Origin of the sequence: Serratia marcescens, assembly GCF_029846115.1 — a bacterium.
Taxonomy (GTDB): Bacteria; Pseudomonadota; Gammaproteobacteria; order Enterobacterales; family Enterobacteriaceae; genus Serratia; species Serratia marcescens_L.
In genome coordinates this window covers 34026-56709 of the sequence record NZ_JARVZZ010000003.1, presented here as the reverse complement: position 1 = coordinate 56709, position 22684 = coordinate 34026, and the positions used below count along the sequence as shown (strand labels likewise).

Annotated in this window: 26 protein-coding genes; 6 read left to right on the top strand and 20 right to left on the bottom strand. The window is 52.6% G+C overall.

Translation table 11 applies throughout. The annotated features are described in order from the left end of the window. Nucleotides 1-132: 132 nt before the first annotated feature. From QDT79_RS24980 to QDT79_RS24960, 5 genes are read left to right on the top strand one after another with little or no spacing between them, the layout of a single operon-like run. Nucleotides 133-1392 carry a secretion/conjugation apparatus DotM-related subunit gene (locus tag QDT79_RS24980; protein WP_308317253.1) on the top strand — a complete coding sequence of 420 codons (1260 nt, stop codon included), beginning with the start codon at nucleotides 133-135 and terminating at the stop codon, nucleotides 1390-1392. Nucleotides 1393-1403: 11 nt separating this feature from the next. Further along, on the top strand, nucleotides 1404-2417 hold the full coding sequence (locus QDT79_RS24975) for a thioredoxin domain-containing protein (RefSeq protein WP_308317252.1): 1014 nt from the start codon (nucleotides 1404-1406) through the stop codon (nucleotides 2415-2417). 37 nt (nucleotides 2418-2454) lie between these two features. Beyond that, the gene (gene trbC / locus QDT79_RS24970; protein ID WP_308317251.1) at nucleotides 2455-4632 is read left to right on the top strand and encodes an F-type conjugative transfer protein TrbC; all 2178 of its coding nucleotides are present in this window, start codon (nucleotides 2455-2457) and stop codon (nucleotides 4630-4632) included. A gap of 10 nt (nucleotides 4633-4642) precedes the next feature. Continuing rightward, nucleotides 4643-5179 carry a phospholipase D family nuclease gene (locus QDT79_RS24965; RefSeq protein ID WP_308317250.1) on the top strand — a complete coding sequence of 179 codons (537 nt, stop codon included), beginning with the start codon at nucleotides 4643-4645 and terminating at the stop codon, nucleotides 5177-5179. Nucleotides 5180-5188: 9 nt separating this feature from the next. Beyond that, entirely contained in the window at nucleotides 5189-5512 is a 324-nt protein-coding gene (locus tag QDT79_RS24960) for a hypothetical protein (RefSeq protein WP_308317249.1), read from the top strand. 55 nt (nucleotides 5513-5567) lie between these two features. On the opposite strand, the gene traI is transcribed toward QDT79_RS24960, so the two are convergent. Both traI and mobA read right to left on the bottom strand, forming a co-directional pair. Further along, the gene (traI, locus tag QDT79_RS24955; RefSeq protein WP_308317248.1) at nucleotides 5568-7523 is read right to left on the bottom strand and encodes a TraI/MobA(P) family conjugative relaxase; all 1956 of its coding nucleotides are present in this window, start codon (nucleotides 7521-7523) and stop codon (nucleotides 5568-5570) included. A gap of 10 nt (nucleotides 7524-7533) precedes the next feature. After that, on the bottom strand, nucleotides 7534-7839 hold the full coding sequence (gene mobA, locus QDT79_RS24950) for a plasmid mobilization protein MobA (RefSeq protein ID WP_010895858.1): 306 nt from the start codon (nucleotides 7837-7839) through the stop codon (nucleotides 7534-7536). A gap of 268 nt (nucleotides 7840-8107) precedes the next feature. Here mobA and QDT79_RS24945 point away from each other — a divergent pair, with 268 nt between their 5' ends. Further along, nucleotides 8108-8449: a mobilization protein MobC gene (locus tag QDT79_RS24945; RefSeq protein WP_242503224.1), complete on the top strand. Its 342-nt coding sequence runs from the start codon at nucleotides 8108-8110 to the stop codon at nucleotides 8447-8449. 131 nt (nucleotides 8450-8580) lie between these two features. On the opposite strand, the gene QDT79_RS25115 is transcribed toward QDT79_RS24945, so the two are convergent. The 18 genes from QDT79_RS25115 to QDT79_RS24860 all read right to left on the bottom strand — a co-directional run bounded on the left by QDT79_RS25115 (nucleotide 8581) and on the right by QDT79_RS24860 (nucleotide 22646). Continuing rightward, nucleotides 8581-8892, bottom strand: a complete 312-nt coding sequence (locus tag QDT79_RS25115; protein ID WP_373275494.1) for a DUF5983 family protein — start codon at nucleotides 8890-8892, stop codon at nucleotides 8581-8583. A 46-nt stretch (nucleotides 8893-8938) separates the two neighbouring features. Continuing rightward, a complete protein-coding gene (locus tag QDT79_RS24940) occupies nucleotides 8939-9757 on the bottom strand; it encodes a DUF932 domain-containing protein (RefSeq protein WP_308317247.1) in 819 nt (272 codons plus the stop codon). Between the two features lie 466 nt (nucleotides 9758-10223). After that, nucleotides 10224-10373 carry a hypothetical protein gene (locus tag QDT79_RS24935; RefSeq protein WP_165366676.1) on the bottom strand — a complete coding sequence of 50 codons (150 nt, stop codon included), beginning with the start codon at nucleotides 10371-10373 and terminating at the stop codon, nucleotides 10224-10226. A 59-nt stretch (nucleotides 10374-10432) separates the two neighbouring features. Next, entirely contained in the window at nucleotides 10433-10885 is a 453-nt protein-coding gene (locus QDT79_RS24930) for a hypothetical protein (protein ID WP_308317246.1), read from the bottom strand. 588 nt (nucleotides 10886-11473) lie between these two features. Then, on the bottom strand, nucleotides 11474-11917 hold the full coding sequence (locus QDT79_RS24925; RefSeq protein ID WP_308317245.1) for a helix-turn-helix domain-containing protein: 444 nt from the start codon (nucleotides 11915-11917) through the stop codon (nucleotides 11474-11476). After that, entirely contained in the window at nucleotides 11914-12225 is a 312-nt protein-coding gene (locus tag QDT79_RS24920) for a type II toxin-antitoxin system HigB family toxin (RefSeq protein ID WP_142106028.1), read from the bottom strand. Before QDT79_RS24920 ends, QDT79_RS24925 begins: the two co-directional genes overlap by 4 nt. 114 nt (nucleotides 12226-12339) lie before the next feature. Further along, nucleotides 12340-13068, bottom strand: a complete 729-nt coding sequence (locus tag QDT79_RS24915; RefSeq protein ID WP_130016780.1) for a plasmid SOS inhibition protein A — start codon at nucleotides 13066-13068, stop codon at nucleotides 12340-12342. Further along, nucleotides 13065-13529 carry a conjugation system SOS inhibitor PsiB gene (psiB, locus tag QDT79_RS24910; protein ID WP_127146969.1) on the bottom strand — a complete coding sequence of 155 codons (465 nt, stop codon included), beginning with the start codon at nucleotides 13527-13529 and terminating at the stop codon, nucleotides 13065-13067. Before psiB ends, QDT79_RS24915 begins: the two co-directional genes overlap by 4 nt. A gap of 40 nt (nucleotides 13530-13569) precedes the next feature. Next, a complete protein-coding gene (locus QDT79_RS24905; RefSeq protein ID WP_308317244.1) occupies nucleotides 13570-15606 on the bottom strand; it encodes a ParB/RepB/Spo0J family partition protein in 2037 nt (678 codons plus the stop codon). 681 nt (nucleotides 15607-16287) lie between these two features. Next, nucleotides 16288-16794, bottom strand: coding sequence for an antirestriction protein (locus QDT79_RS24900; protein ID WP_308317243.1), 507 nt, complete (start codon nucleotides 16792-16794; stop codon nucleotides 16288-16290). Nucleotides 16795-17121: 327 nt separating this feature from the next. Next, nucleotides 17122-17358 carry a hypothetical protein gene (locus QDT79_RS24895; protein WP_128865569.1) on the bottom strand — a complete coding sequence of 79 codons (237 nt, stop codon included), beginning with the start codon at nucleotides 17356-17358 and terminating at the stop codon, nucleotides 17122-17124. Nucleotides 17359-17411: 53 nt separating this feature from the next. Then, nucleotides 17412-17819 (bottom strand): DUF1281 family ferredoxin-like fold protein, encoded by a 408-nt coding sequence (locus tag QDT79_RS24890; RefSeq protein ID WP_308317242.1) that lies wholly within the window; start codon nucleotides 17817-17819, stop codon nucleotides 17412-17414. Between the two features lie 424 nt (nucleotides 17820-18243). Beyond that, on the bottom strand, nucleotides 18244-18801 hold the full coding sequence (locus QDT79_RS24885) for a helix-turn-helix domain-containing protein (protein ID WP_129935332.1): 558 nt from the start codon (nucleotides 18799-18801) through the stop codon (nucleotides 18244-18246). 84 nt (nucleotides 18802-18885) lie between these two features. Next, the gene (locus QDT79_RS24880; RefSeq protein WP_129935331.1) at nucleotides 18886-19290 is read right to left on the bottom strand and encodes a plasmid partitioning/stability family protein; all 405 of its coding nucleotides are present in this window, start codon (nucleotides 19288-19290) and stop codon (nucleotides 18886-18888) included. Between the two features lie 2 nt (nucleotides 19291-19292). Further along, nucleotides 19293-20267: a plasmid segregation protein ParM domain-containing protein gene (parM, locus tag QDT79_RS24875; RefSeq protein ID WP_308317241.1), complete on the bottom strand. Its 975-nt coding sequence runs from the start codon at nucleotides 20265-20267 to the stop codon at nucleotides 19293-19295. Between the two features lie 256 nt (nucleotides 20268-20523). Next, on the bottom strand, nucleotides 20524-20865 hold the full coding sequence (locus QDT79_RS24870) for a DUF3085 domain-containing protein (protein WP_165367280.1): 342 nt from the start codon (nucleotides 20863-20865) through the stop codon (nucleotides 20524-20526). A gap of 45 nt (nucleotides 20866-20910) precedes the next feature. Beyond that, entirely contained in the window at nucleotides 20911-21414 is a 504-nt protein-coding gene (locus QDT79_RS24865) for a hypothetical protein (protein WP_129935328.1), read from the bottom strand. A 461-nt stretch (nucleotides 21415-21875) separates the two neighbouring features. Then, entirely contained in the window at nucleotides 21876-22646 is a 771-nt protein-coding gene (locus QDT79_RS24860) for an N-6 DNA methylase (protein ID WP_308317240.1), read from the bottom strand. Nucleotides 22647-22684 lie beyond the last annotated feature (38 nt).

Here is a 22684-nt window from a genome sequence, read left to right as displayed (position 1 = left end):
TCAAAAAAACTCTCTTTGGTGTAACTACACTCTCATAGTCCGCACGGCCTCCTTGCGGAAATATTTTCATATGGAAATTATATGACAGCGAGAACAGCCGCTCCACCTCATAGAGGTCAGGAACACGGCCTCATGGCTTTTCTGATCTTTTTCATGATTTGCTTTTTAATGTGGATATACCAACCTCCCATCATGTATGGAAGTTGCTGGGTTATATATCAACTCTGGTCTCTCTGCGACTTCCCGCGTACCCACAGTTATGTTGCTGAACGATTGAACTTATTAGCCTGGGCGGCAAATCGCGTTAACGACCTCAGCTGGAGCGAGTTTATTAATGTGATGAACAGAACAGCCGGCATTTTGTTAGCGCCATTATCAGTGATTGTAGTAGGGAGCATGATTGCAGTCCGCAATCATGCGAGTAACCGAACGCGAAGAGATATTAACGTATATTCCCTACCTAAAATTATGTCGCAGTTCTCTCCCAATATTGTACCTGCCCTATGCTACGGCGATAAAGAAACGCAACTGCTGAACTGTGACCCTCCAGAGCATCGAAGCGCGCAGTCACCGGAAGAGTTTGCCAAGCAACACCAGTTGGTGATCGGTGAACGCCTTGATCATGAACGAGCTCGCATCGTCTTTGAACAGCAATTGGGTACCCCACTCAATGATGCATCCAGTTTTAGCCCCCATGAACGTGCCTTAGTCGCTGCTTTCGGGCTTCAGGCATTTCTAAAGGATCGCAAGGGAGCAGAGAAACTACTGGATAGCTTGAACCGGTCTTGCCTCATCAAAAGCCGGCGCGATAAAGGGAAAAAGGGATATCCGATTTTAGGTCTGGCGACGAAAGATTTCGAACGCGTCATTAATACACCAGAGGCCAAGGTATGGATTGGCCAGCACAGCACCACCCGAACCGCTATGTACGCTTTACATGACCGAGATTTACGTCTTCCCGGGCCGCGCTTCCGTTGGCTGAAAGGCCTCGATCGCACATTGTGGTATGCCTTAACCTCAACCGGCCGCCCAAAAGTCTTTGTGGAAGGTGCTGGCGTTATCGCCGTATCTAAGTGGGAAACCCTGATTGGTTCAGTATCAGAACGACTGAGAGTTACGATCCCCATACCAGCGAGTCGAATGGACAAGGCAATTCATGGCTTGGAGATTGACCTGCGTGGTGTTGGGTTAACCCTTGAAGAAAGAACAGCTACTGACCCTACTGAAAGCGCACCAGATGCTGACTTGGAAGAGGATATGGGAGATGTGGTAGTTTTGCGCAATCAGGAGGCTGTTATACCCACAGCCACCATTGCTACAACACCCTCGCCCGAGCAACAACCCGTCAAAACACGCACATTCACACGCCCCAGAACACAACGCCCGTCATAACAGGAAAAACCATGAATACTTATTTTACTGCATCCCTGCAGGGCAAAACCCTGTCTGTTTATTCACGAAAGTCTGGCAATGACCAGGCAATCGCCATTCTTGCTCTGGGTACACATCCTCGTTTTTATATTAAAGACAATGACGTCTACCACGATAGTCGCGACCTGAAACAAGCGATTATCCATCACGGAACATCCCCTGACGATGCCCAGACAATACTGTGCGCAATAAATAAAGCCGTGCTTCGCCAGCGCGATAAGCAAGTTCAACGTGGGAAACTGGCTGCCAGTGTCATTCTCGGTGCTGCCGTTACCCTAGCCTTCTTCACCGCCTGGAACCATGGAGCCTCTGTTACCATTACGCCACCGGTACCATTGAGCCTACAGCACGTGGTTCAGGCACCAGTGATACCTGTTTCTACCGCACCAACTCGACAGCTCCAACCAGCCCCTGCAGATAGATTGTCCGTAGATTCGGTACCGATTAGCCGCCAGCCTGAACCTGCAGTCGAGCCCTCGAAAACCGCCGACTATCAAAAGACAGCTGAGATTTTGCATAAAACAGCCCAAAGTGGCCAATACACGATCGCACTGTCCTCTGGTCACGCACGCACGCTGTACGTATTTGCTGACCCGTTGTGCCACAACTGTCAGATTATTGAACCCGCGTTAGAAGCCCTATCAGAGAAGTACAATATTGAAGTTTTCCCGGTAACCCTCGTTGGCAAGCAACAGACCCTTAACCTGGTGAGTCCTATCTTGTGCCAGGCACCAGCGGCGCGGCCGGCACTATGGAAATCGCTGTTCCGCGCAGACGCTGGTTTAGCGCCTGGTGAAACCGCTTCACAATCAACGTCATGTGAAGCAGGGGAAACCGCCGTCGCCAAAAATGACGTTGCCTTTGATTACTACACCCTCCCTGGCACCCCGTCCTTATTGGCAGATGATGGTCGTTACATCCCCCTGCAGTCCCTGAAAAGTGACGATGCACTGGAAGCCTTCCTAAATTCAGCAGTATCCCAGTAACACCTTCCCTCTGCTTATTCCCTGATTGAGGTTACTCATGTCACGCCCTGTAGAAGTCGACCCGCGCCGGGTGCGCAGGCCGCTAGGCTATACCTTTATAAATGATGCGTTACTTTCTCCGATGGGGGTTCAACTCAGTCTGCTAGCTGGCTTAATTGCGGGTTTCGTTATGCCAGCCACACTGTTGCTTTCCGTCCCCGGGTTGCTACTTCTGGTCATGTTATTTGCCGATCGTCCGTTTCGTATGCCATTACGCATGCCAACAGACATTGGCGGTATGGATCTAACCACAGAACGTGAAATGCCCAAGTATCGCAAAGGCCTGGGCGGTTTTTTCCGGTATGTGGTACGCACCCGCAAATATATGCCGGCTGCCGGTGTCATGTGCCTTGGGTACGCCCGCGGTAAAGGTTTGGCACGAGAGCTCTGGCTGACGTTGGACGACGCTTTGCGGCATATGCTGCTATTGGCCACCACGGGCTCGGGTAAAACCGAAGCCCTCTTATCGGTTTTTCTGAACTCCATTTGCTGGGGACGCGGTATCTGTTATTCAGACGGTAAGGGCCAGAATACACTGGCCTTCGCCATGTGGTCTCTGGCTCGTCGCTTTGGTCGCGAAGATGACTTCTACGTGTTGAACTTCATGACCGGTGGGACAGACAAGCTGTTGCAACTGTTGCTCAATGATAAAAAACGGCAACCATCAAACACCATCAATCTGTTCGGAACCGCCAACACCACGTTTATCATCCAGCTGATGGAGTCCATGTTACCCCCCGCCGGCAGTGGCGATCAGGGTTGGCAGGACAAGGCAAAATCAATGCTGTCTGCCTTGGTCTATGCCATCTATTACAAATGCAAACGGGAAAAACGCCGAATCTCGCAAAAGGTCATCCAGGAATATTTACCCCTGAGAAAACTTGCAGATCTCTACCAGGAAGCGAAACGAGATGGCTGGCACCGTGAGGCATACAATCCATTGGAGAATTACTTCAACACGTTGGCTGGTTTCCGCATTGAGTTGATTAACAAACCATCGGAATGGGAACAAGGGGTATATGACCAACACGGGTACCTGATCCAGCAATTTAACCGGATGCTGACCATGTTTAACGACCTCTATGGCCACATCTTCTCAACCGATGCCGGTGATATCGACATCGAAGATGTACTGCACAACGATCGCATCCTCTGTACGACCATACCCGCACTGGAGCTCTCTAAGGGAGAAGCATCCAATATCGGTAAACTGTACATTTCAGCCATCCGCATGACCATGGCCAGAGACCTGGGCTGCGAGCTCGAAGGGATGATGAACGATGTGCTGATCGTCAAAAAATACAGTGGCAAGTTCCCCTACCCGATCGCCATGGATGAGTTGGGTGCCTACTTTGGCCCAGGCATGGACAACCTTGCAAGCCAGATGCGAAGTTTGGGATACATGCTCATTGTCTCTGCCCAGGATATTCAACGGTTTATCGCCGAACATAAAGGCGAATACATGACGGTAAACGCGAACCTGCTGACGAAATGGTTTATGACACTCCAGGACGAAAAGGATACATTCGAGCTGGCCAGGATCACCGGCGGTAAAGGGTATTATGCCGAGCTGGGTTCGGTAGAGCAGGCAGGCGGATTTATCACGCCCAACTACGAAGATGCAGCCAATAACTACATTCGCGAGAAAGATAGGTTAGACCTGGGTGATTTGAAGGACATGAGCCCTGGTGAAGGTATGATTTCCTTTAAAAGTGCGCTGGTACCGAGTAATGCCATTTATATCCCGGACGATCAGAAAATGGCGTCTTCACTGCCGATGCGTATCAATCGTTTCATTGATGTTGAAACCCCTACCGAAGCTGAGTTATTTGCATTAAATCCGTCATTGCAACGTAAACTGCCCCCCACTGCACAAGAGATTGACGGTATTCTTCAACGACTTGATTTAGCGCTCGATATAACCGCGCCTGTAGGCATGATGGATCCTGTACTCAAACGTGTCGCTGCAGTGGCACTCGACCTGGATAACCGTGCCGACGTCAGTTATTCACCGACTCAACGTGGTGTGTTGCTGTTTGAAGCGGCCAGAGAGGCACTGCGTAAGAACAAACGCAATTGGCGCCAGTTACCGACACCACCAAAACCTATCCGCGTATCAAAAGAAGTCGCACAGTCATTGGCAAACGCCGGCACAAACGAAATCACTTTCCGCTAGAGAGAACCACATGCAACGCTCTATGATTAGACCGCTTGCCCTAACCGGGCTACTGGCGGCGCTTCTCGTCTCACTCCCTGCGAAAGCCTCGCCAACATTCAGTGTGGGCTTTTCCCCTTCGCACTCTGCAAAAACGGCAGTAATGGATGTCATTAACCATGCCCAACAGACGTTGAATGTTGAAGCCTATTCTTTTACTGACAAAGACCTGGCCAAAGCATTGCTCGTCGCCAAAAAAAGAGGGGTAGTAGTCAGAGTTATTGCCGATCGTAAAGCCAACAGCGATCGCTATACTGCAGTGACGTTCATGGCCAACAATGGCCTCAACGTCCGCCTCAACGACAAATATGCTATATTTCACAATAAGATAATTCTGGCTGACGGTCATACCTTACAAACGGGCAGTTACAACTACTCTTCAAGTGCAGATAAACGCAATGCGGAAAATGTACTGGTAGTACGTAATCAACCCCAATTGGTCACTGTCTATCAACAAGAATTCGAACGGTTATGGCTGGAAAGCCAACCCCTTCTCCCTAACTACTGAGGCACCGGTATGAGTGACAAAAACCTGGACTATCGGCGCGGCTACACCGAACTTGTAAGACTGTGTGCAATGATGCTGATAGCTCTGACTGAAACAGAGTCCAGGGAAGATGACACCAGGCCGGTGTTAACAACTGAGCGGGCGGAGGACCTGCGTGATGAATGCGCCAGATTGCTTAATCTCTTTGTCGCACAGGAGCATTTTGACGTCGATAAACACGATGTCATTATGCATCGCATGATGGCCATCTTCACTGAGATCACGGGCAACGACAGTGACGCCTGGCTAACGTATCAGCCAGCGTTGCAACAGCTACGTAAACATCTCAACTGAAAATGAAAAAAGCCGGCTCAGTGAAAACTGCAGCCGGCTTTTTTCGTTGTAGTGATCATTGCTGAGGGCGATACCCCGAACGCGGTTTACTCTGTTCGGCTTCGGGCTGTTCAGCAGTGGAAAGTTTATGTTGCCTCTCCCCAGTTGAAATATCTTGCTGAGACGATTCATAACCCGCCATCATTCGTTGTTGCGGATCACTCAATGGCAGTGGTGCATCTCCACCTTCATTGAACCAAGGCACCATGGAACACGCCTGCTGAACAAAATCAGATCCCCCCTCAAACTTAAGATGCTCCCCGCTTTTATTCTCTGACAATGCCATACCGCCGGCGATATGCTCACCCTCATTCACGCGATGATCACCCACTTCAATCCGCTCACCTTTATCCTGAAGCTCGACACGCCCATCACGCACATACTGCACCGTTCCATCACGTGTAACCTGTGTGGCATAACCTTCTAAAGCAAAGGCCGGTGTATCGTCAGCCACGGCGCATACAATGCTGTTGGTTGATATCGGCGCGGTACGTTGGGTCCGTTTCATGCGATACGCAAAGGCGCGCAGCTGAGCGATTGCGGCTTGATCATGACTCAACGCCTGCTGCTCAACCCACTCACGATATGACAGGCGACGATTGGCCGGATCGGCTTTGAAAGCGGTACGTTCATCCTTAACGGCGAGACGCAGTGCCGCCATCGCCTTCATACGTTCGACTTCGATAATGTGGTACGTCAATTTCCGTAACAACGGATCGCCAATGGCGACTCTGGCTCTCGCCTTCTGCCAGGCAAAGCGTTTGGACTCATTCTGGTAACGTCGTTTGACTGCACCGGCATCTAACGTTGGACGTTTCCAGGCATTTTTATAAGCCTGGTAACGCGCTTTTAAATCTGCACGTGCATCGGCTCTGGCTAAACGCCGCTCAAGCCGGGCCGTCAAATCACGCGCATGCAATGTCGGTTCATAACGGAACTCATGCACGATAGCATCTGCCGCTGTCGTGGTGTGATCCTTGGTGTAGGTACCCGCATTATCAAGCAACTGGAACTGCCCCAAATCTTTCTCCAGGCAGTTCAGCGTAAGGTCAGGATGAACACTGCTGGCCTTCACCGGGGGAAGTTCAGGATTATCGATGGAGTAGATGGCCAGCCCTTTCCCTTTCGGTTTTAACGCCAGGCCGGCCTTAACCAGAATGCGGTGAATATCCTTCCAGGCCAGGTTGGGATCAGCCATAGCCTCATCAATTTTAAACCCACACTCAGTGACGGCGTAGGTATGGAGGCTTTCAACATCAGCGTAATACTCCAGTGTTTTTGCACCAGAGGGAGTCAGGCTTTTCTCACGTTTGGATCGAACAATTTCGCCCTGTTCGTTAACAGCAAAGAACCCGTTGGTCGGTGTCCAGTTGTACTTGAGTTCAAGTTCACGTGCCGCTTGCTGCAGTCGGATCCGAGTGAAGGAATCATCGGCCGCTTTATACGTTTCAGGGTGAATACGGTTGGCCGCAACGTGGCAATGGATGTTGTTCGTGTCGGTATGGATCGCCGCGACGTACTGGTGTTCTGACATACCCAGTGCCGATAAACTGTGACGAACACTATCAAAGATGTGTTCCGTCGACGGGTTATCGGTTTCTGGCCAGGACAGAAAATAATGCAGTACGGGATCCTTGCAACGCGTGTTCTGCAATGCAACTGCATTCATCTCTACCGATGCGGTCGCGATGTTAAAACAGTTCGTCTCACACATGACACCATCAAACATCACTTGGGTATGACCATTCGGATCGGCATGCATGATGTGTTGCAAGTCCGCATCACCATTCCGGCTGATGTAATCAACAAGGTGGTTAAAGATGGCATCTTTTGAACGTGGGCGACGCCAGCCTGGGTGCTCGGGTTCCAGTGGAGTATCGGGTTTATCCTCATCGCGGACAACGGTATAGGCGACCAGCTGTAAGAAGCTGCTCTTGCCGTCACGCCGTTTTTCCGGGATTCGAATAATCATGCTGTCAGACTCACTCCATACCCACTTTTAAGATTGCCTTCTGAATCGTCATCAACACGTCAGAATACTCTTTACTCAACACCCCGCCGCCCTCTTTAAACAGGTGCTTTTGCAAGCCACCAAGACGGCGGAGTTCCATAATCAGTTCTGTATCACATTTGGCCTCGATACGACGACCGAGGGCACTACGAAGCATGAAAGCTCCGATACTTAATCCTGCGGCATCGGCCTTCTTCATGACGGCATCTTTGTCTTCAGGAAAACAACGAATGCTGGGAAGCAGGGCTGTTCTGTTCCGGCTTTCGCTTTTACTCATGGTGAGTTTTCCCTTCTAGTCTCGTCAGAAAACAGTCTCGTGGGGTGTCGGGGCTCTGCCCTGACCCAGCGTTTTGTTGAACCGACTGCGTGCAGGCGGTGCTACAAAACACATCTGGTCCCGTCTTTGAAACCGGATATCTGTATTATGGTTGATATCGCCTGTTTTGTCATTACACCATGGGAGAACTTTTTCGGGAGTTGTGCTTGTTGAAGGCATTCGTATACTATTGTCGTTATTGAGATTAATGAGAATGGAGATGTTGAACATGGCAGCAAAAAATCAGTACAGCTCAGAGCAATTAGAATTGGCTAAAGTTCAGCTTGATGAGCTTCCAGATTTGAGCAAAGAAAGACTCACTGGAAAAGAAGTTCTGGAAGGATTGAAAGACAAAATTATTGTATTGGCTACGCAAAAAGGGTACACCGCCAAGGACATTAAATCCGCCCTCGAAGCATGCGAAATCACAGTCAGTGAACGTTCCATTCAGGACATGATAAAAAGCACAGTTTCCTCGAAGAGGAAAACAGCAACACCACGTAAGTTGAAAACGATAAATAATGCACAACCTGACTCAGTTCATAGTGGCAATTCGGCTGCACAAAACTAAAAATCATCTGGTTACGGTTCAATGCCGTAACCAAAAGAAAGGTAAAATGTATGCACATAGATAGATTAATCTGAGATGTAGATAGCATTCTCCTTTAGCACTCGATGTGCTTAAGGAGAATAAGAGGATTTTCACCAGTAGTACGTTGGCATCTCGTCTATTGTATCCCCATCTACATCAAACTGAATCATATTCAGGTCATGCTTAACGGTCATTGAATAGACAAACTTTCTAAATTTCTTTGACAGCCCTAACGCTTTCAATCGCAAAACGATGTATCGGTATCCCCACAAGTCAATAACGAAACCATAATCATATTCCATTATCCAGTTGTATTTCTCAGACGCGCAATTTGCTATCAACCCCAGAGTCGCATTGTCTTCAATCGTCATATGTGCAGTACTGCATACCAGACACCGCTTTATCTCAACAGTTTTTCTCATAGATTATCCTTATGGGCAGCAGGGTATCGCTGCCCATATACAATGATTATTTCAATGCCTTCATCGCTTCGGCCATTTTCCATAGTGCATTATTGAGTTTAATGTCACCCGTTATGCCATTCACTGCGCGCGTTTTACTGCGTTTCCCGGTCGCCGTTCGCCCATCAATACCACCTTTGATCATGTTCTCTTGAACACGCTGGTAGGTTGTCCATAAATCGGGGTTGTTATCTTCTCGCCGTCTTGCCTGTAGCACTTGCTCGGCAGATATAGGCTGGTGAGTTTCGAAATATTTGTAACCCAATGCAGCATCTGCGTAGAGCATTTGCTCATCACGATTTAACGTTATGGATTTCATTTCCTCGCGTGACTCGGTGACTTTATCGAACAGACTGAGAACCTCATACGCCCCTTCGATAACTTTCCCGACGACATCCCCTTTGTGAGGCACGCGAACCTCACCGAACGTATCACCACACACCAATCCGTTATTGCAGACGAAACGGAAAACGCCGGGGATCATCTGGTAACTACTGCTACCGTCATGACTGTTTAGCAAAATGATTTCCGGAACTTCATCATGCTGTCCGAAGCCATCACGGCGCAGGCGAAGCATATGGCGTGTATGGCCTCGCTTGCCTTCATCGCGAACCTTTGTCTGACAGGCGTAAAACGGTTGGAATCCTTCCTCCCGCAATTTATCCAACAAGCTGATCGTCGGAATGTAGGTATAACGCTCACTACGGGAGGCATGTTTCTCCTCGGAAAAAACGCTGGGAACAAACGTGGCCAACTCATTGTTGGTCAACGGGCGATCTTTACGGATAACATTGGCGTTGCGGAAACCTGAATATAATCTTTGCATTTTTATTCTCCCAAACTCTGTTTCTGGTGTTACTCCCCTTCCCGGCGTTGCCGGGCGCGGAGCGTCTTGTGCTGTGACATTGAGACCGGGCCGGGGTACAAGGCGAAACCGCAAGGGCACCACCGCAAGCCGCATGCGCAAGCGAATGACTGAAAGGAAAGAGTGCGAACGGGTGAGGATGGCGGCGCAAGCGAACCCTTGTGGGGTCGACGCCCCGGCTCAGCGTCTGTCACGGCAAAAGACACTCTGAGCCATGCCTGTTGGCAGGGAGTGGCACCGAAACCACTCACCTGGTGAAGCCAGGTTGCCTTAGTGTTGCCGCAATTTGCGGTAACAGTGAAAGCGGCGCCAGCGAATAGCTGGCTGCAAGCGGGGGCTTAATCGGGTGGTGCCGGCTCAATGCCGGCAGCGCCCGACTCCGGGAAAATAGATTCAAATTGCCGCCCCGAGAGACGGCACACTAAAGCTAACAGGTATATCCGCGCTGAATTTCCAGATAGCGCAGCAACTGCGCCCACTCAAACACTTTTAAAGCGGGGACGCGTGCCGGTTTTCTCGCCTTACGTTGTTGCAAGATGTAGCGCCCGATCGTTTCGATATAATCATCAATAATCATTTTTTGCTCTCCGTGATAAATGACATCCCGCAGCGTTTAACTGCGGGAAACGATAGGTTTTAAGCCGCTACCTGCGCCGGTTCTGCCTGACGAAAAGCACTCACCCGCGTCACGATCTGGCTGTGTGGCAGCGTGACATGATCGCGCAGTTTGAAATGCTCATCCCCGAGCTGTACGTAAATGTCAGTGATGTTACCGCTGTACATTTCCATCATTTTGAAGGACGAATAACCCGCGCTAAATTGCCAATCCAGCGGCGGCAACATTTCCAGCTTTTCCCTGTATTCGTCTTTGCAGATGCGCTGAACCGGCAATTTTGCCGCGTCATTCATCGCGCACAAGGCTGCTTCAAACGTCACCAGTTCGCACGCAGGCTTGACCTGTTGCAACTGCGCCAATGTTTGACCGGCTGACGTGACATATTCCCCATCCAGCCAAATAGCCACACCAACCGGCCACATTGTCCCAGGCACATAAAAAACCATTTGCTGTTGTTGTTCGATCGTTGACATAACCACTCCCGTTAGTCAGTGCATCAGAAGCCGCGGCGGCTTCTTTCTGGTGTATACCCCTTTTGGCTTTTTGCCGGCGCGGGGTGACTGGCGCCGTGACAACTTGACCGGGACGGGGTATCAGCTGACGACGCAAGGGCGGGACCGCAAGCCGCATGCGCAAGCGAACGACCAACGGGAGGGAGTGCGAACGGGTGAGGATACCGGCGAAGCGTACCCTTGTGACGGCGGCGCCCCGGCCCAGGGTCAGTCACGGGGACGGACGCCTTGCGCGTAGCCAGGACTAAAGGGGGGACACCAGAAAGGGCCAGGCCTTTAGCCTGGTATCCTTAGCGCCCGGCCGCATAGGCGGTCGGGCAGTGAAAGCGGCGCAGGCGACAGCCTGCTGCAAGCGATGGGTGCATTGGTTCCTGTCGGCTCAACGCCGAAAGGAACCAACAGGGCGCCACAATACGGACAGGAAAGGGGCCAACGAAAAAAGGAAATACCCGGCTGGACGAATGGGAACAGAAACGGCACCTGTGGCGCCGTCTCTTGATGTCAGTCGTTAGGGTTTGGCCAGACAGGTCACCTGACCCGCCCTCCCCATCAAATGAACAAATCAGCAGGGACATCAAAACGCGTCGCCAGCGCCTTGATGTGCTGCACAGTCAACGCACGGCGACCACTGAGAATGTTGCTGACATTGCTTTTAGACCCCAACTCATCTTCCAGATCAGCGGCTTTTAAACCCTGCTGATCCATCAGGGTGCGCAACGCGGCGATCCCGGTAGGGATCGCCGCCAAGCGACGGTTAAACGCCTCAAATTCCGGGGCGCTGTTTTCATACTCTGCAATTTTGGCCGCAAGCGGTTCAAAAAGCGGGTTGCTCAGCTCGTCGCGATCGACAAGATACTCAATCAGCTCGAGGGCTTTTTTATATTCAGCCTCGCTTTTATCACCGGTCATCAGAGGAATGCATTTCACCGCGTTGGCAAATGTCGCGATCATGCCTTCGGCACTGGCGGCGTCGATATGAGTGGCAACAGTCATTCTTTATGCTCCCTATAGTACTTGGTTAACTTGTCGTATTCGGCGTGAGTCGCAATGTGCTTTACAAAAAACTTTTGCTTTTCAAAGTCAATGAAAGCCATCAACCGCAACGTGTTACCGGACACATCAATCACCCACCATTTCTTACGGTATTTGAAGTTATCCAGTGACGGGATCGCTCTTTTCATCTCATCCGGGCTGTTAAAGGTCTTTTTTTCCAGAACCCTCATCAGATCCAGAAGCGCCAACGCGCTATTAGGGTATTTCCCGGCAGCCTCATTAAACGGCTGTCTACTGATCACATGCACCGCAAATCCCTTAGCCCTGTTTTCATCTTGAAAACATTGTACCCTCTGGCGGATTTGTTTTCAAGTTGAAAACTATTATTTTCTTCATTGAGCGCGTATTTCAAGCCGCTCCCCTCATACCTTACGTGGCAGTTTATTCGGAATAAGCAACGCGTTGAATGCCCGTTCGTCATCAGTCAAATCAGCTTCAACCTGCTGCAATCTTTCCATCACCGCCCACAGCGCATCAGATTTATAATGCTGCAGGTTACAGCCAGCCATGCGCGGAAACCGCTCGAACCACGCGAAAAATCCCTCGGTCAGGTCGTCCTCGTAAATGTCGCGCTTGCTCCAGTACGCATACCATGCGCCGACCGTACTTGGCGTTACAAACGCCAGTTCAACTTCGGCCTGCGCCAGCTGATTCTGATAGCGACGGCGCTGTTGCTGTTTTTCCCTCGACTGCCAACGGTCTTTCCGTTCGGCCTGCATATCCCACTTTCGTTCCCGCCGTTCCCGGCAAAGTTCGCCATAGGCGGGGAACAGGGTTGCAGCAACATCGCCGGACAGCGGAAGTGGACTATATTGGCCACCGCTCTCAATAAGCCTGTCCAGCGCCTCAATGTATTGCTGGATGGATGATCCACCCCGCTCATCCGGGAAATAGTTTGACGATATTTGGCGAATATCGCTCGCTAAAATCTGTCCTCGACCGTTGTTCAGAACCTTGAAAAAGGCTTTGGCATACGGAAACGCGGCGAGCCGCTTGCCCTGCTCTTTCTTACGCTCGACCAACACCACGGCATGGACGGCGGCTTGCTGATATTCGTTGACTGGCACCAGTGCGCGATTATTCGGGATCATACGCAAAATCCCCCCATTCTCAGCGCAACCGCCAGTTTCTCCGGGCGGGTGAATCCATGACGGTAGTACTCACCGACCACGTTCAATACCCGATTAATCGTCTCCGGCTCAAAATTGTCAGCGGTATGCACCCAGGCAATGCAGTCGCCCTGGTTAGCGGTTAACGATGTTCCCTGGTACGGAAGAACAGCAGACCAGCCCGGCACATCCGCCCCCGCGCTGCACAGATAAATCGCGGTAACATCATCCCCCTTCGGGCTAATCCGACACACCACGGGTACCTGCCCACAAAATTCGCACACCTCTTCTGCGTTCGCTACCCACCCCTTCGGCAGCGCCAGCGCACCCAGCACGGCATTGTTCAGCATTCTCCGCCACGCCCTGCCCCGATCGCGATACTCTTCCAGTTCGGTAGCACTCATCCCGGTTAACTGCTCAAGGCTCAATCTTTGATTTTTCATGGTTTTGCTCTGCCGCCTTCCGGCGGCAGCTCCCTGTCAGTTAGGCGGCAGCGCGGACGTCAGCAGCAGAATCAGTGTTGAGGGGAGTCCCCGTATCAGTGGAACTCTCCAGCACAGGCTGCGGCTGCGCTGCGGGTGACATGCAGGCGGGCAACCAAGAGGTCTCTTTCAGCACGGCCTCGGCGAACTCCGCCGCTTCTTTGCGTTTCATGCCCTCGGCGTCGCTGGCATTACCGGCGCGACCGGCACTGTTGAGTGCGTCAACAATCTGGTCTTTGGCGATGCGTGAAAAATAGTTGGCAGAGGTCGGTCTCCACCAATCGCCGATCTGGAAGTTCAGCGCCTTCTCAACACGCGCCAGCTTGGTACCCACGCGGTTGTCATGCAATTGGCACTCTCTGCCATCGAGACCGTGGGAAACACAGTAGGCCAGCAGCGCCAGCACGTCTTCCTGTGGCCATTCCAGTAACCAGTCGAACCCGTCGACCCACTCCTGCGGAAAGCGACTCAGCCAGCTCTCATGCAGCGCGTTCAGCGTCTGGTTAGCGAGGCCGTTTTCACTGCCTGCGTCCGCGGATTGGTTCAGGCAGTTGCTGCGTTGGCTGTCCACGGAGGTATGCAGTTCGCTGAAATACCTCTTTCCAAAGATCCGGCGTGTTAATGTGAAGGTGTGCAGGACAAGAGCAACCATCGAATTTTGTGCCAACGAGGCGGCAACGGCCAGAGTGCGTTCGGCAGACAGACTGTTGACCAACACCTGCGATAACCCTTTCTCTGACGGTGGGGTTTCTTTATTGGCTTTTTCACGCTCGGTTTTCTCAACCAGCTTGATGTCTTCCATCTTCATCAAACCGCGTTGGATATTAATTTTCCCGTCTTGCAGATAGGCAACCACACCCGCCGTGTCGCGTACATCCAGCGACCATTTGTTGATTTCAGCGTGTTCGTTGATCTCGACAAGACGTGCGTTAATTTGCCCGATACGCGGGGTATGCTCCCACTCGTCGTCGGCATCAGCGCCCTCGAGCTGGCTTTCGAGCAATTTTTTCTCAGACTCCAGTTGATCAACTTCTGCATTCTGCTCGTCGCTCAACGTGGCATGGGCATAGAGCACGTCGAAAACCTTTGCATCCTCACCCCAGCTCCTCACTTCCTTGCACCGGCCTTGTGCCCAAGCCCAACCTTCTTCTTTAGCGACAATGTCCGCCGCGTCCTGCAGCTTGGCAAGCGCCATCGTTTCCAACTGCAACCGATTGGTCAGGATGATGCTGTCAGCAAACAAATCTTCACGGGTTTCACCACCTGCCGCTTGGTAGGCTTCCAGCCCAACAAAATCGACCAAATCACTCTCTACCGCTGACACTTCATCGTTCAGCACGCTTTCACGCAACGCCTTGGGTGTACGGTATTGCTCGTAATAATGACCCTTTTCCCATGCCTGAATCTGACGCGGGTGATCATCGGTTGCGCCCAGTGCGGCTAACTGGTCAAAATTGATGTCGTTGGTTTTCAGCAGTTCCAGCAGGGCTGGCGCGACGGTCGTCAACTTGAGGCATTTTTTGACATGAGCCGTGCTGTAACCAAGAATGGCCCCGATCCGTTCAACAGACGTTCCCTTTTCCGCCATGACGCGGAAGCTTTCCAGTTGGTCAGCAGGCTCCAGATTAGAGCGCTGTACGTTTTCCGCGATGGAGATGGCATGAGCGTCGTCTTCACACACCACCAAGACGGCTACCCTGAACTCTGGCGTCACAGGAACGCCTGCCGCAGACCGTCCCTGCTCCATCAGCACGTTGAGGCCCAAACGGCGGGTTTCACCGGCAGCAACCCCGTACAACCCATCAGCCATGAGATACACGACGAGATTCTGCAGCAGCCCAGCGCCCTCAATACTGGCCGCTCGCCCTTCAATATCTGCGGTCGTACGGGGCGTTATGCGCGCATTGAGGGCCGTCGCAGCCAGCTCTTTGAGCATGACATATTTCAACTCGGCCTGAGCCAGGGTCGCTTCGACAAACTGAGCAGCCTCAGTCTTCACGATTTTTTTTGCACTTGGTTTGGTCGTGGTCTTGGACATGGGTAATTCCTCCATCAGTGATAAAACGTGCCCAGAATCCGCCCTATCCGGCTTCTTTCTGGTGTATTCCCCTTCGGCTTTTTGCCGGCGCGGGGAGTCTGGCGCCGTGACACAAAGACCGGGCCGGGGTATCAGCTGACGGAACAAGGGCGGTGCCGCAGGCCGCAGCGCAAGCGAGTGAACGACCGGAGGGAAGGAAAGAGTGCGAACGGGTGAGGACACCGGCGAAGCGTACCCTTGTGCTGTCGGCGCCCCGGCCCAGCGTCTGTCACGGAGACAGTCTCCATGCGCTGCAGCCGCAGACTGGGGGAGACAGCGGAAAGAGCCAGGCCTTTAGCCTGGCAGCCTTAGCGACCGGCCGCATAGGCGGTCGGGCAGTGAAAGCGGCGCCGGCAATAAGCCGGCTGCAAGCGCCTTGTCTTGACCTTTAGCCATCAGACCCTAGCGATAGCCCGAAACCCGCTGGGGTTCGGCGGAGTCTGAGACGCCGGTAAACCGGGGGAACTGACGGAGTGGGGCTGACGACCCGGCACCGCCGGGGAGCCGAACGGGGGCCATAGCCCTTGATCTTCGAACATAAAGAAGATGTGAGCTAAAACAAAATCGACGCCAAACGCATCGCCCATGGCTCAGAAAATAAACGTCAGGGAGAAGATCCGGGCAGAACGCCCGGACAATAATTCAATCAATTGCGCGAAAAATCAGCGCTCTCTCAGGGTGACTTATGCTGCTGACATAATCTTTTAGCGCATCCTGACGGTCGATAAGTCCCTGACAGGTCAACGCATATTCGCTTCCCATCTCGGAAACCTTCCAGGCAAGCTGATTCAATACAAACAGGGTCGCTATAATTCCAGCGGCATCGGCCGAGACCTCTGCATCGAAGTAGTTCCCCGGAATACTCAACCTGTACGTGCCCTCAGTCGGGGCAATGTAGCCCGTTGGCCGGGTTGTTATGATATCCGTCCACGGAGCAACATGGCCGCTGAGTCCGCGCGGAACCTCATAAAAAGCCCACATGCCCCCCTCGTAATTACTGTGTTTATGCAAAAAGCTGATCGCCATACTCTCACCCAGCGGCGTCGCAAACAGCCTCGGAACAAAGGCCAAACGGCGTCGTGCATCGGTAACTTCGATTTTGGTCACGGATCCCGCATCGGATTGGGCGGTATTTACTGAGGTATTCATTGTTTCTCTCCGGCTTCTTTATGGTGCCCCTTTCCGCTATTTATGAGTGCGGGGAGCACGTTGCTGTGACACCAGACTGCCCCGTTCCATCAGGGGCAGAAACAAGGGCGATACCGAGGCCGCAGCGCAAACACCCGCCCCTCGGGAGGGGGTGCGAACGGGGGAGGAAGCGGGCGTTAGCCTGTACCCTTGTTGATGAACCGGAACAGGGCAATGTCTGTCACAGCAAAAGTGATCACCGCCGACAGCACGTATAACGAGGCTCAGAGTGAAGCCGTTGGCAACGGCTTTCCTTAGCGGCCGCCAATGGCGGCCAGTGAAAGCGATCTATCCTTCCGCTTTGACGATATCAATCGCGTGCTGGATAGCATCCCAGTTGATCCCAACATTGGCATCATGGTTGTCATGAACGATTTCCATCGCCGCCTCAATTTCGCAGGCAGTCAGCGCACCGTCTAACTCAAGAAAATCATCATCCAGCCAAAAACTGCCCACACACAAAGCGTCTTCGGGATAGCGTTTTAAACGGGTAATCAGCCCTGCAATCGTCATTCGTTCAAACATTGTGCTATTTCCTTTTGTGCCAAAAAGCGCCCCTAAGGGGCGCAACCGCCGTATTACCCGCCGTAATTCGGGACGTTACCTAACACATATTCCGGGCCAACAACCTCGGCGTAACCGTATTCATCACGCTCTTCTGACCATTCCAGATCGTCACTGGCACTGTCGATATATTCACCACACGCATAGACGTGATAACCGCAGAACCCCTCACCTGCCTCACTGAACGTATGAATGACGTGACAGGAAAACTGTTTACTCAGCGCGCGGATATCGGCACATTCCGGAGGCGCCCACCGTGTATCAAAATCAATCTGCACAGTCCCTCCAAAGGCTGTCACATCGACATCGGCCTCGTTGAAAAAACTCACTTCCCCTTCGTCCCGGGCAAAATCGGTCACGGCGGTCAGTTGATCTGGGTTTCCAGTCACGATAATTCGGTTTGCACACCAGTTAGGCATCATTCTTCTCCAGTCAGGTTGTCGGATATCGGCTTGCGCCGTAGCCAAAACACAGACGTGCGCAAAGCGGAGAATGCAGGGGCCGTACCGCAGGCCGCAGCGCAAATGACTGACCGCAGGGAGGGAGTGCGAACGGGAGAGGATACGGGCAACGCGAACCCTTGCAGGCGTAGCGGCACGGCTACGTTCGGGCTACGGCGTAAGCCCAGGCGACGCCATACCCTTTTGATCCCCGCCTGCAGGGCGGAAAAAGGGAAGACAGCACGAAGGTTAATATCAGGGGATCGGTCGCGGCCGGTTCGAGGCCGGCAGTGACCGTTGGGAGGAAAAAGGAAAATGACAAGACAGACGGGAGCGCGATGTTTCGGGGCCCCGGCCCTGCCGGGGATCCTTTTCGTGGCCAGCCCTGGCCACCATAAACCCTGTGCTAGTTCACGTCGATATTGACCAGTTGATCCAGCACCTGCAGTAGCCTGGCACACGGATAGGTTGACCAGACCGGCAACAACGTGGCCAGCGTAACGGCCTGGGCGGCCAGCATCAGCCGACGCGGCAAAGGCCCCTGCTCATAGTGCTTGACGGTCCGCAGCGAAACACCCAGATAATCCGCGGTCTGTTTTTGCGTCCAGCCCAGCGAACCCCGCCAGGCCTTCATACCTGCAGAAGGCATAACAAGCGATACCACGCCTCTGGACTGGGGTGTTGTCTGGTCATGGCGCGTCAGCGCCTGCAGTTGCAAGACGATTTGCGGTGGGTCCATCCGGAGCAAATCGGGGAGCAGGCGGATCAACATCAGTGTCTGGATCCCCAGACGCGCCGATCGGGACACGCCACTATTTTCATAGGTTCGGTAAGTCCGTTCTGACACCCCCAGAGCATGAGCTGCATCCTCTTGCCGCCAATGGCTACCAGGACGTAGCGAACGCGCCTCAGACAGCGTAAAATATTGACCGGCACGCCATAATCTCAATTCAAAAACATCCATGCATTGCCATTCCTTCTAAAAAACAGGCAATTTATGCACCCTGAAACGCGATAACAAACACATAATCCGGCAATAATTGCCCCCTTAGAGCAATTTACCCAGTTTCTTGCGCGCCTCTCCCAGGGGAGCCAATTCGCTCGGCTGTTGAACAGGTTCGACCGGAACCACCGATCGACAATCCTCACCGGACAACGCCGTAATCACGTCGCGGATCGCCGCCATATCGGGTTTCCAGCCGGTTGTCTGGCTGACCAGGTTGACCAGCTGCTCGCTGGTCAACTGGCCGTTATACATCGTGGCCAGCAACACCGGTAACCGTGGGTCGAGCTGATGTAATGCCGCCGTTGTGATGATGGCATTACGCAGGAAATCCCCGCGTACTCGCTGCGAAATGGATTCAACCACATCCAGGGCATGGCGATCGGCTTCGCAGTCCAGCTGCAAATAGCTGGTAAATTTACGGCGGGTATCACTGCTGTTATCGCTCACGGTTATCCCTCTTGTTTATACAATGCCATTTCACTCGCCAGCGCCATTTGCGGGCTTTCGACCAGCGTTATACGCTCTGCCGGCAGTTTCCAGGCTTTTCTTACCGCAGATTCTATCAGCGGAGCGCCCCCACCGACCAGCCAAACCCGGTTAACGTGGCGGAATCGCGCCAGTTCGTTCACCACACGATCGCCAAGCCGGGTGATACCGTGCTCTATCGCGGCGATAACGTCATCAACCCGGGAAGCATCATTAATCAGCTGTGACAAAAAGGCGCGATCATGGCGGCGTTGGATCACCGTATCCGCCACATAGGCGCTCGTATCGCTGTCCGCCATACGCAGCGCCGTCAGCGCGGCCTGCGTCACCATCGAAACACCCAGGGTGGGATTACCGTGGATCGCCGTCACATCGTCGAACTGCCCGACAATGACTCCGGCATCGAGCGTCGTACCGCCCAAATCGATAACCAGGGACGTTTCCAGCGGCCCGACATTCTCCCGCACCAGGGGAGAAAACACCGCAGGCAGGGATTCTGGCATCACTTCAACAGCCGCCACGGTAAAGGCCTCCCCCTTGTTCAACGTCACAGGTCGAAGCAGGTTGTCGATTTTTCGCTGAATATTAACCGTGTTTTTCTGACAATCTTCGGTATAAAACTCACTGATCGGCAATGTGACGGTCAGCTTTACCGCTTGTGGCTCCACGCCACTGTTTAGCAAGGCATGATGCACCGCCAGGAGATTGGTATCACCGTACTGATACTCAATGTGGGTCGTGCTGATCGCCTGTTGGCTGACATCGTCAAAGGTATACTTCACGCCATCAACGAGATAGTTGAACGTGCGACGGCTGCCGATACCATCGATTTTCCATCCCTGACGGAAAGAATTGGGTGACAAGGTCGTGCGTAAATCCCCCGCCACATACCAGGCCAGTTTCACATTGGTAGAGCCATCATCACAGCAAATATGCATTTCACACCCCTTTAGTTACTCAATTTGAGTATCATTATAAGAAAAACATAGACCACATCAAGATATAGTTACTCATTTTGAGTAAAATAAAATACTCAATATGAGTTTGTTATGTACTCACCCGCGTCGTTACGCATCAAACTGAGTCACTTTATGATTGAAGAACCCCCTACTGACTCCATTGATACTCAGCATGAGTATCAATGGAGTTTTGTCGCGCCGCAGTGCTGTCATTAACGCGAACCGGGCAACACTCTTAACCCACCGACGTCATACAGAACTCGGTTTGCGTAATGAGAAATTCAAGATGACCTTGTTTCTCGAGCAGGTGGTCAAAGGTCGGATCGTCCGACGGGAGACGCTCCATAAAGTCGTCCCCACCACATATCCGGCAGGCGTCATCAAACACGTCGCCACTGTCACGGGTCGTCGGATCCAACCCTTCGGCATAGGCCAATAACCGCTTTCCTTTGGTACGCGCTGCCGCCATCAAATACACCCCTTCATCTTTGACCAGCAGCACATCACACCCCTGTTGGCGTGCTTGCGTGATCACCTCAAATGTCTTTTTACCTTTGAAACAAATCTTGTTATTCATAGAGATATCCAATTTTTTAATGGGCGACATTCACCGCCCTGATGATTATTTGTAGACTTCGGCGATGACGGTGGTCAGTGCATTCTGGTTCGACAACGGCTCCAGACGAGCACTCAGCAGGACCAGTTCTGTTGCCAGTAAGCTGGCGGCAACGCTGAGATGTTGATCATGCTGTTTTCGACTATTGATGTAGCTCAGCAGGGCGAATGCAGCATCCGGGTGACTTGCCTCCATCGCGGTAAACCCGGTGGTTTCCGCGTCAAAGTGCCCCATCGCTGTCAGTAATACTGCCTGTCGCCATAACGGAAAATCGGCATAAACACCGGCGGTGTGCAGGTGTTGTCCAAGGTGGAAGAGATCGGCCATCAAATCGCTGAAAACCGAGGTGACATCGCGATCATCGCCCGGGCATCGTTCCAGGAACGCCAATACGGCTTCCGCCGCCCCAGAGACGCGGACCAAAGTGGCCTCCGTCGCCTCATCCTGCAGCGTACTGCTCGTAGGGTTGGTGGCCAGTTCGGCCAGAACTTCTTTCAATAATTTCGTCATAAACCCTCCCGTTTCGACTTCTTTCTGGTGTATACCCCTTTTGGCTTTTTGCCGGCGCGGGGTGACTGGCGCCGTGACAACATGACCGGGACGGGGTATCAGCTGACGATGCAAGGGCGGGACCGCAAGCCGCACGCGCAAGCGAATGACCAACGGGAGAGAGTGCGAACGGGTGAGGATACCGGCGAAGCGAACCCTTGTGACGGCGGCGCCCCGGCCCAGGGTCAGTCACGGGGACGGACGCCTTGCGCGTAGCCAGGGCTAAGGGGATACACCAGAAAGGGCCAGGCTTTTTTGCCTGGCGGCATCAGCGAACGACCGCACAAGCGGTCGGGCAGTGAAAGCGGCGCAGGCGACAGCCTGCTGCAAGCGATGGGTGCATTGGTTCCTGCCGGCTCAATGCCGGTTGGAACCAACAGGGCGGCAAAAAAAGAGAAAAAGGGGGCCATGCCCCCTTCCCCTTAAACTGCGTGTAACACCGCCTTGAATTTCGTGATCATATCAACCAGGCGAAGTCTTTCGCTCCAGCCGTTGGCGTAATACATCGGGGTATGCCTGACTTTAAACATTTTCATCGTCAACGTATTTCCGGTATAGACCGAGGCCGGTAATCCCAAGAGCGCAAGCTGGATAAAACACATATCCGCAGCCAAAGGATCGATATCTGTACAACGGATATAAAGCGCTTGTTGCGGGTTATACCCTTTAGAGAGCAGGTGTTCAGCAGCGGCGATCACCATGCCGCCCGAACCACTGGCAGGTTCATCCAACGTGATAAACGGGCGATGTTCCAGCTCTTTAACATGGTCCCCGAGTGTCAGGGCGGCAATGAGTCGTGAGACTTCGCACGGCGTGAAGAATTGCCCCATCGACGACGAGCCAAATTCAAGCTCCATAAATATCCCGCCCAGCAGGTCATCCATTCCCCCTTCCATCGCGTCGATTAAGAAACAAAACAGTTGCTGCATCCTCTGCAGATCAACAGCCTCGTATCGCTTACAAATCTGAACCGCTTCTTCCCTGCCCTCCTCTGACCGTACTCGCACCAAATCGAGTTCATTAGCAGCCAGGCGAATGAAGTCGCGGAAAACATCGAGACGACGGTGATAGGTCGCAATAACAGAGAACGTTTTGATGAATTGTTTTCTGGCTTCGCGTGGCGTCATACGCGGCGCACATTGAACCGGGGTTTCGGGGGCTAACAGTGCATCGAAGGAAAGTTGGTTGCTCATGGTGTGTCTCCCTTGGGAGGCAAGAACTCATTTTCTCG

Bases quoted from the DNA above. Each gene is read 5' to 3' on its own strand.
- QDT79_RS24915 (WP_130016780.1), bottom strand. From the start codon at position 13,068: ATGATCCCGAATAATCGCGCACTGGTGCCAGTCAACGAATATCAGCAA.
- QDT79_RS24975 (WP_308317252.1), top strand. From the start codon at position 1,404: ATGAATACTTATTTTACTGCATCCCTGCAGGGCAAAACCCTGTCTGTT.
- QDT79_RS24865 (WP_129935328.1), bottom strand. From the start codon at position 21,414: ATGACGAAATTATTGAAAGAAGTTCTGGCCGAACTGGCCACCAACCCT.
- psiB (WP_127146969.1), bottom strand. From the start codon at position 13,529: ATGAAAAATCAAAGATTGAGCCTTGAGCAGTTAACCGGGATGAGTGCT.
- QDT79_RS24905 (WP_308317244.1), bottom strand. From the start codon at position 15,606: ATGTCCAAGACCACGACCAAACCAAGTGCAAAAAAAATCGTGAAGACT.
- mobA (WP_010895858.1), bottom strand. From the start codon at position 7,839: ATGAGTAAAAGCGAAAGCCGGAACAGAACAGCCCTGCTTCCCAGCATT.
- QDT79_RS24925 (WP_308317245.1), bottom strand. From the start codon at position 11,917: ATGACTGTTGCCACTCATATCGACGCCGCCAGTGCCGAAGGCATGATC.
- QDT79_RS24930 (WP_308317246.1), bottom strand. From the start codon at position 10,885: ATGTCAACGATCGAACAACAACAGCAAATGGTTTTTTATGTGCCTGGG.
- QDT79_RS24935 (WP_165366676.1), bottom strand. From the start codon at position 10,373: ATGATTATTGATGATTATATCGAAACGATCGGGCGCTACATCTTGCAA.
- parM (WP_308317241.1), bottom strand. From the start codon at position 20,267: ATGCATATTTGCTGTGATGATGGCTCTACCAATGTGAAACTGGCCTGG.
- QDT79_RS24965 (WP_308317250.1), top strand. From the start codon at position 4,643: ATGCAACGCTCTATGATTAGACCGCTTGCCCTAACCGGGCTACTGGCG.
- QDT79_RS24940 (WP_308317247.1), bottom strand. From the start codon at position 9,757: ATGCAAAGATTATATTCAGGTTTCCGCAACGCCAATGTTATCCGTAAA.
- traI (WP_308317248.1), bottom strand. From the start codon at position 7,523: ATGATTATTCGAATCCCGGAAAAACGGCGTGACGGCAAGAGCAGCTTC.
- QDT79_RS24890 (WP_308317242.1), bottom strand. From the start codon at position 17,819: ATGATGCCTAACTGGTGTGCAAACCGAATTATCGTGACTGGAAACCCA.
- QDT79_RS24895 (WP_128865569.1), bottom strand. From the start codon at position 17,358: ATGTTTGAACGAATGACGATTGCAGGGCTGATTACCCGTTTAAAACGC.
- QDT79_RS24860 (WP_308317240.1), bottom strand. From the start codon at position 22,646: ATGAGCAACCAACTTTCCTTCGATGCACTGTTAGCCCCCGAAACCCCG.
- QDT79_RS24900 (WP_308317243.1), bottom strand. From the start codon at position 16,794: ATGAATACCTCAGTAAATACCGCCCAATCCGATGCGGGATCCGTGACC.
- QDT79_RS24870 (WP_165367280.1), bottom strand. From the start codon at position 20,865: ATGAATAACAAGATTTGTTTCAAAGGTAAAAAGACATTTGAGGTGATC.
- QDT79_RS24960 (WP_308317249.1), top strand. From the start codon at position 5,189: ATGAGTGACAAAAACCTGGACTATCGGCGCGGCTACACCGAACTTGTA.
- trbC (WP_308317251.1), top strand. From the start codon at position 2,455: ATGTCACGCCCTGTAGAAGTCGACCCGCGCCGGGTGCGCAGGCCGCTA.
- QDT79_RS24945 (WP_242503224.1), top strand. From the start codon at position 8,108: ATGGCAGCAAAAAATCAGTACAGCTCAGAGCAATTAGAATTGGCTAAA.
- QDT79_RS25115 (WP_373275494.1), bottom strand. From the start codon at position 8,892: ATGAGAAAAACTGTTGAGATAAAGCGGTGTCTGGTATGCAGTACTGCA.
- QDT79_RS24885 (WP_129935332.1), bottom strand. From the start codon at position 18,801: ATGGATGTTTTTGAATTGAGATTATGGCGTGCCGGTCAATATTTTACG.
- QDT79_RS24980 (WP_308317253.1), top strand. From the start codon at position 133: ATGGCTTTTCTGATCTTTTTCATGATTTGCTTTTTAATGTGGATATAC.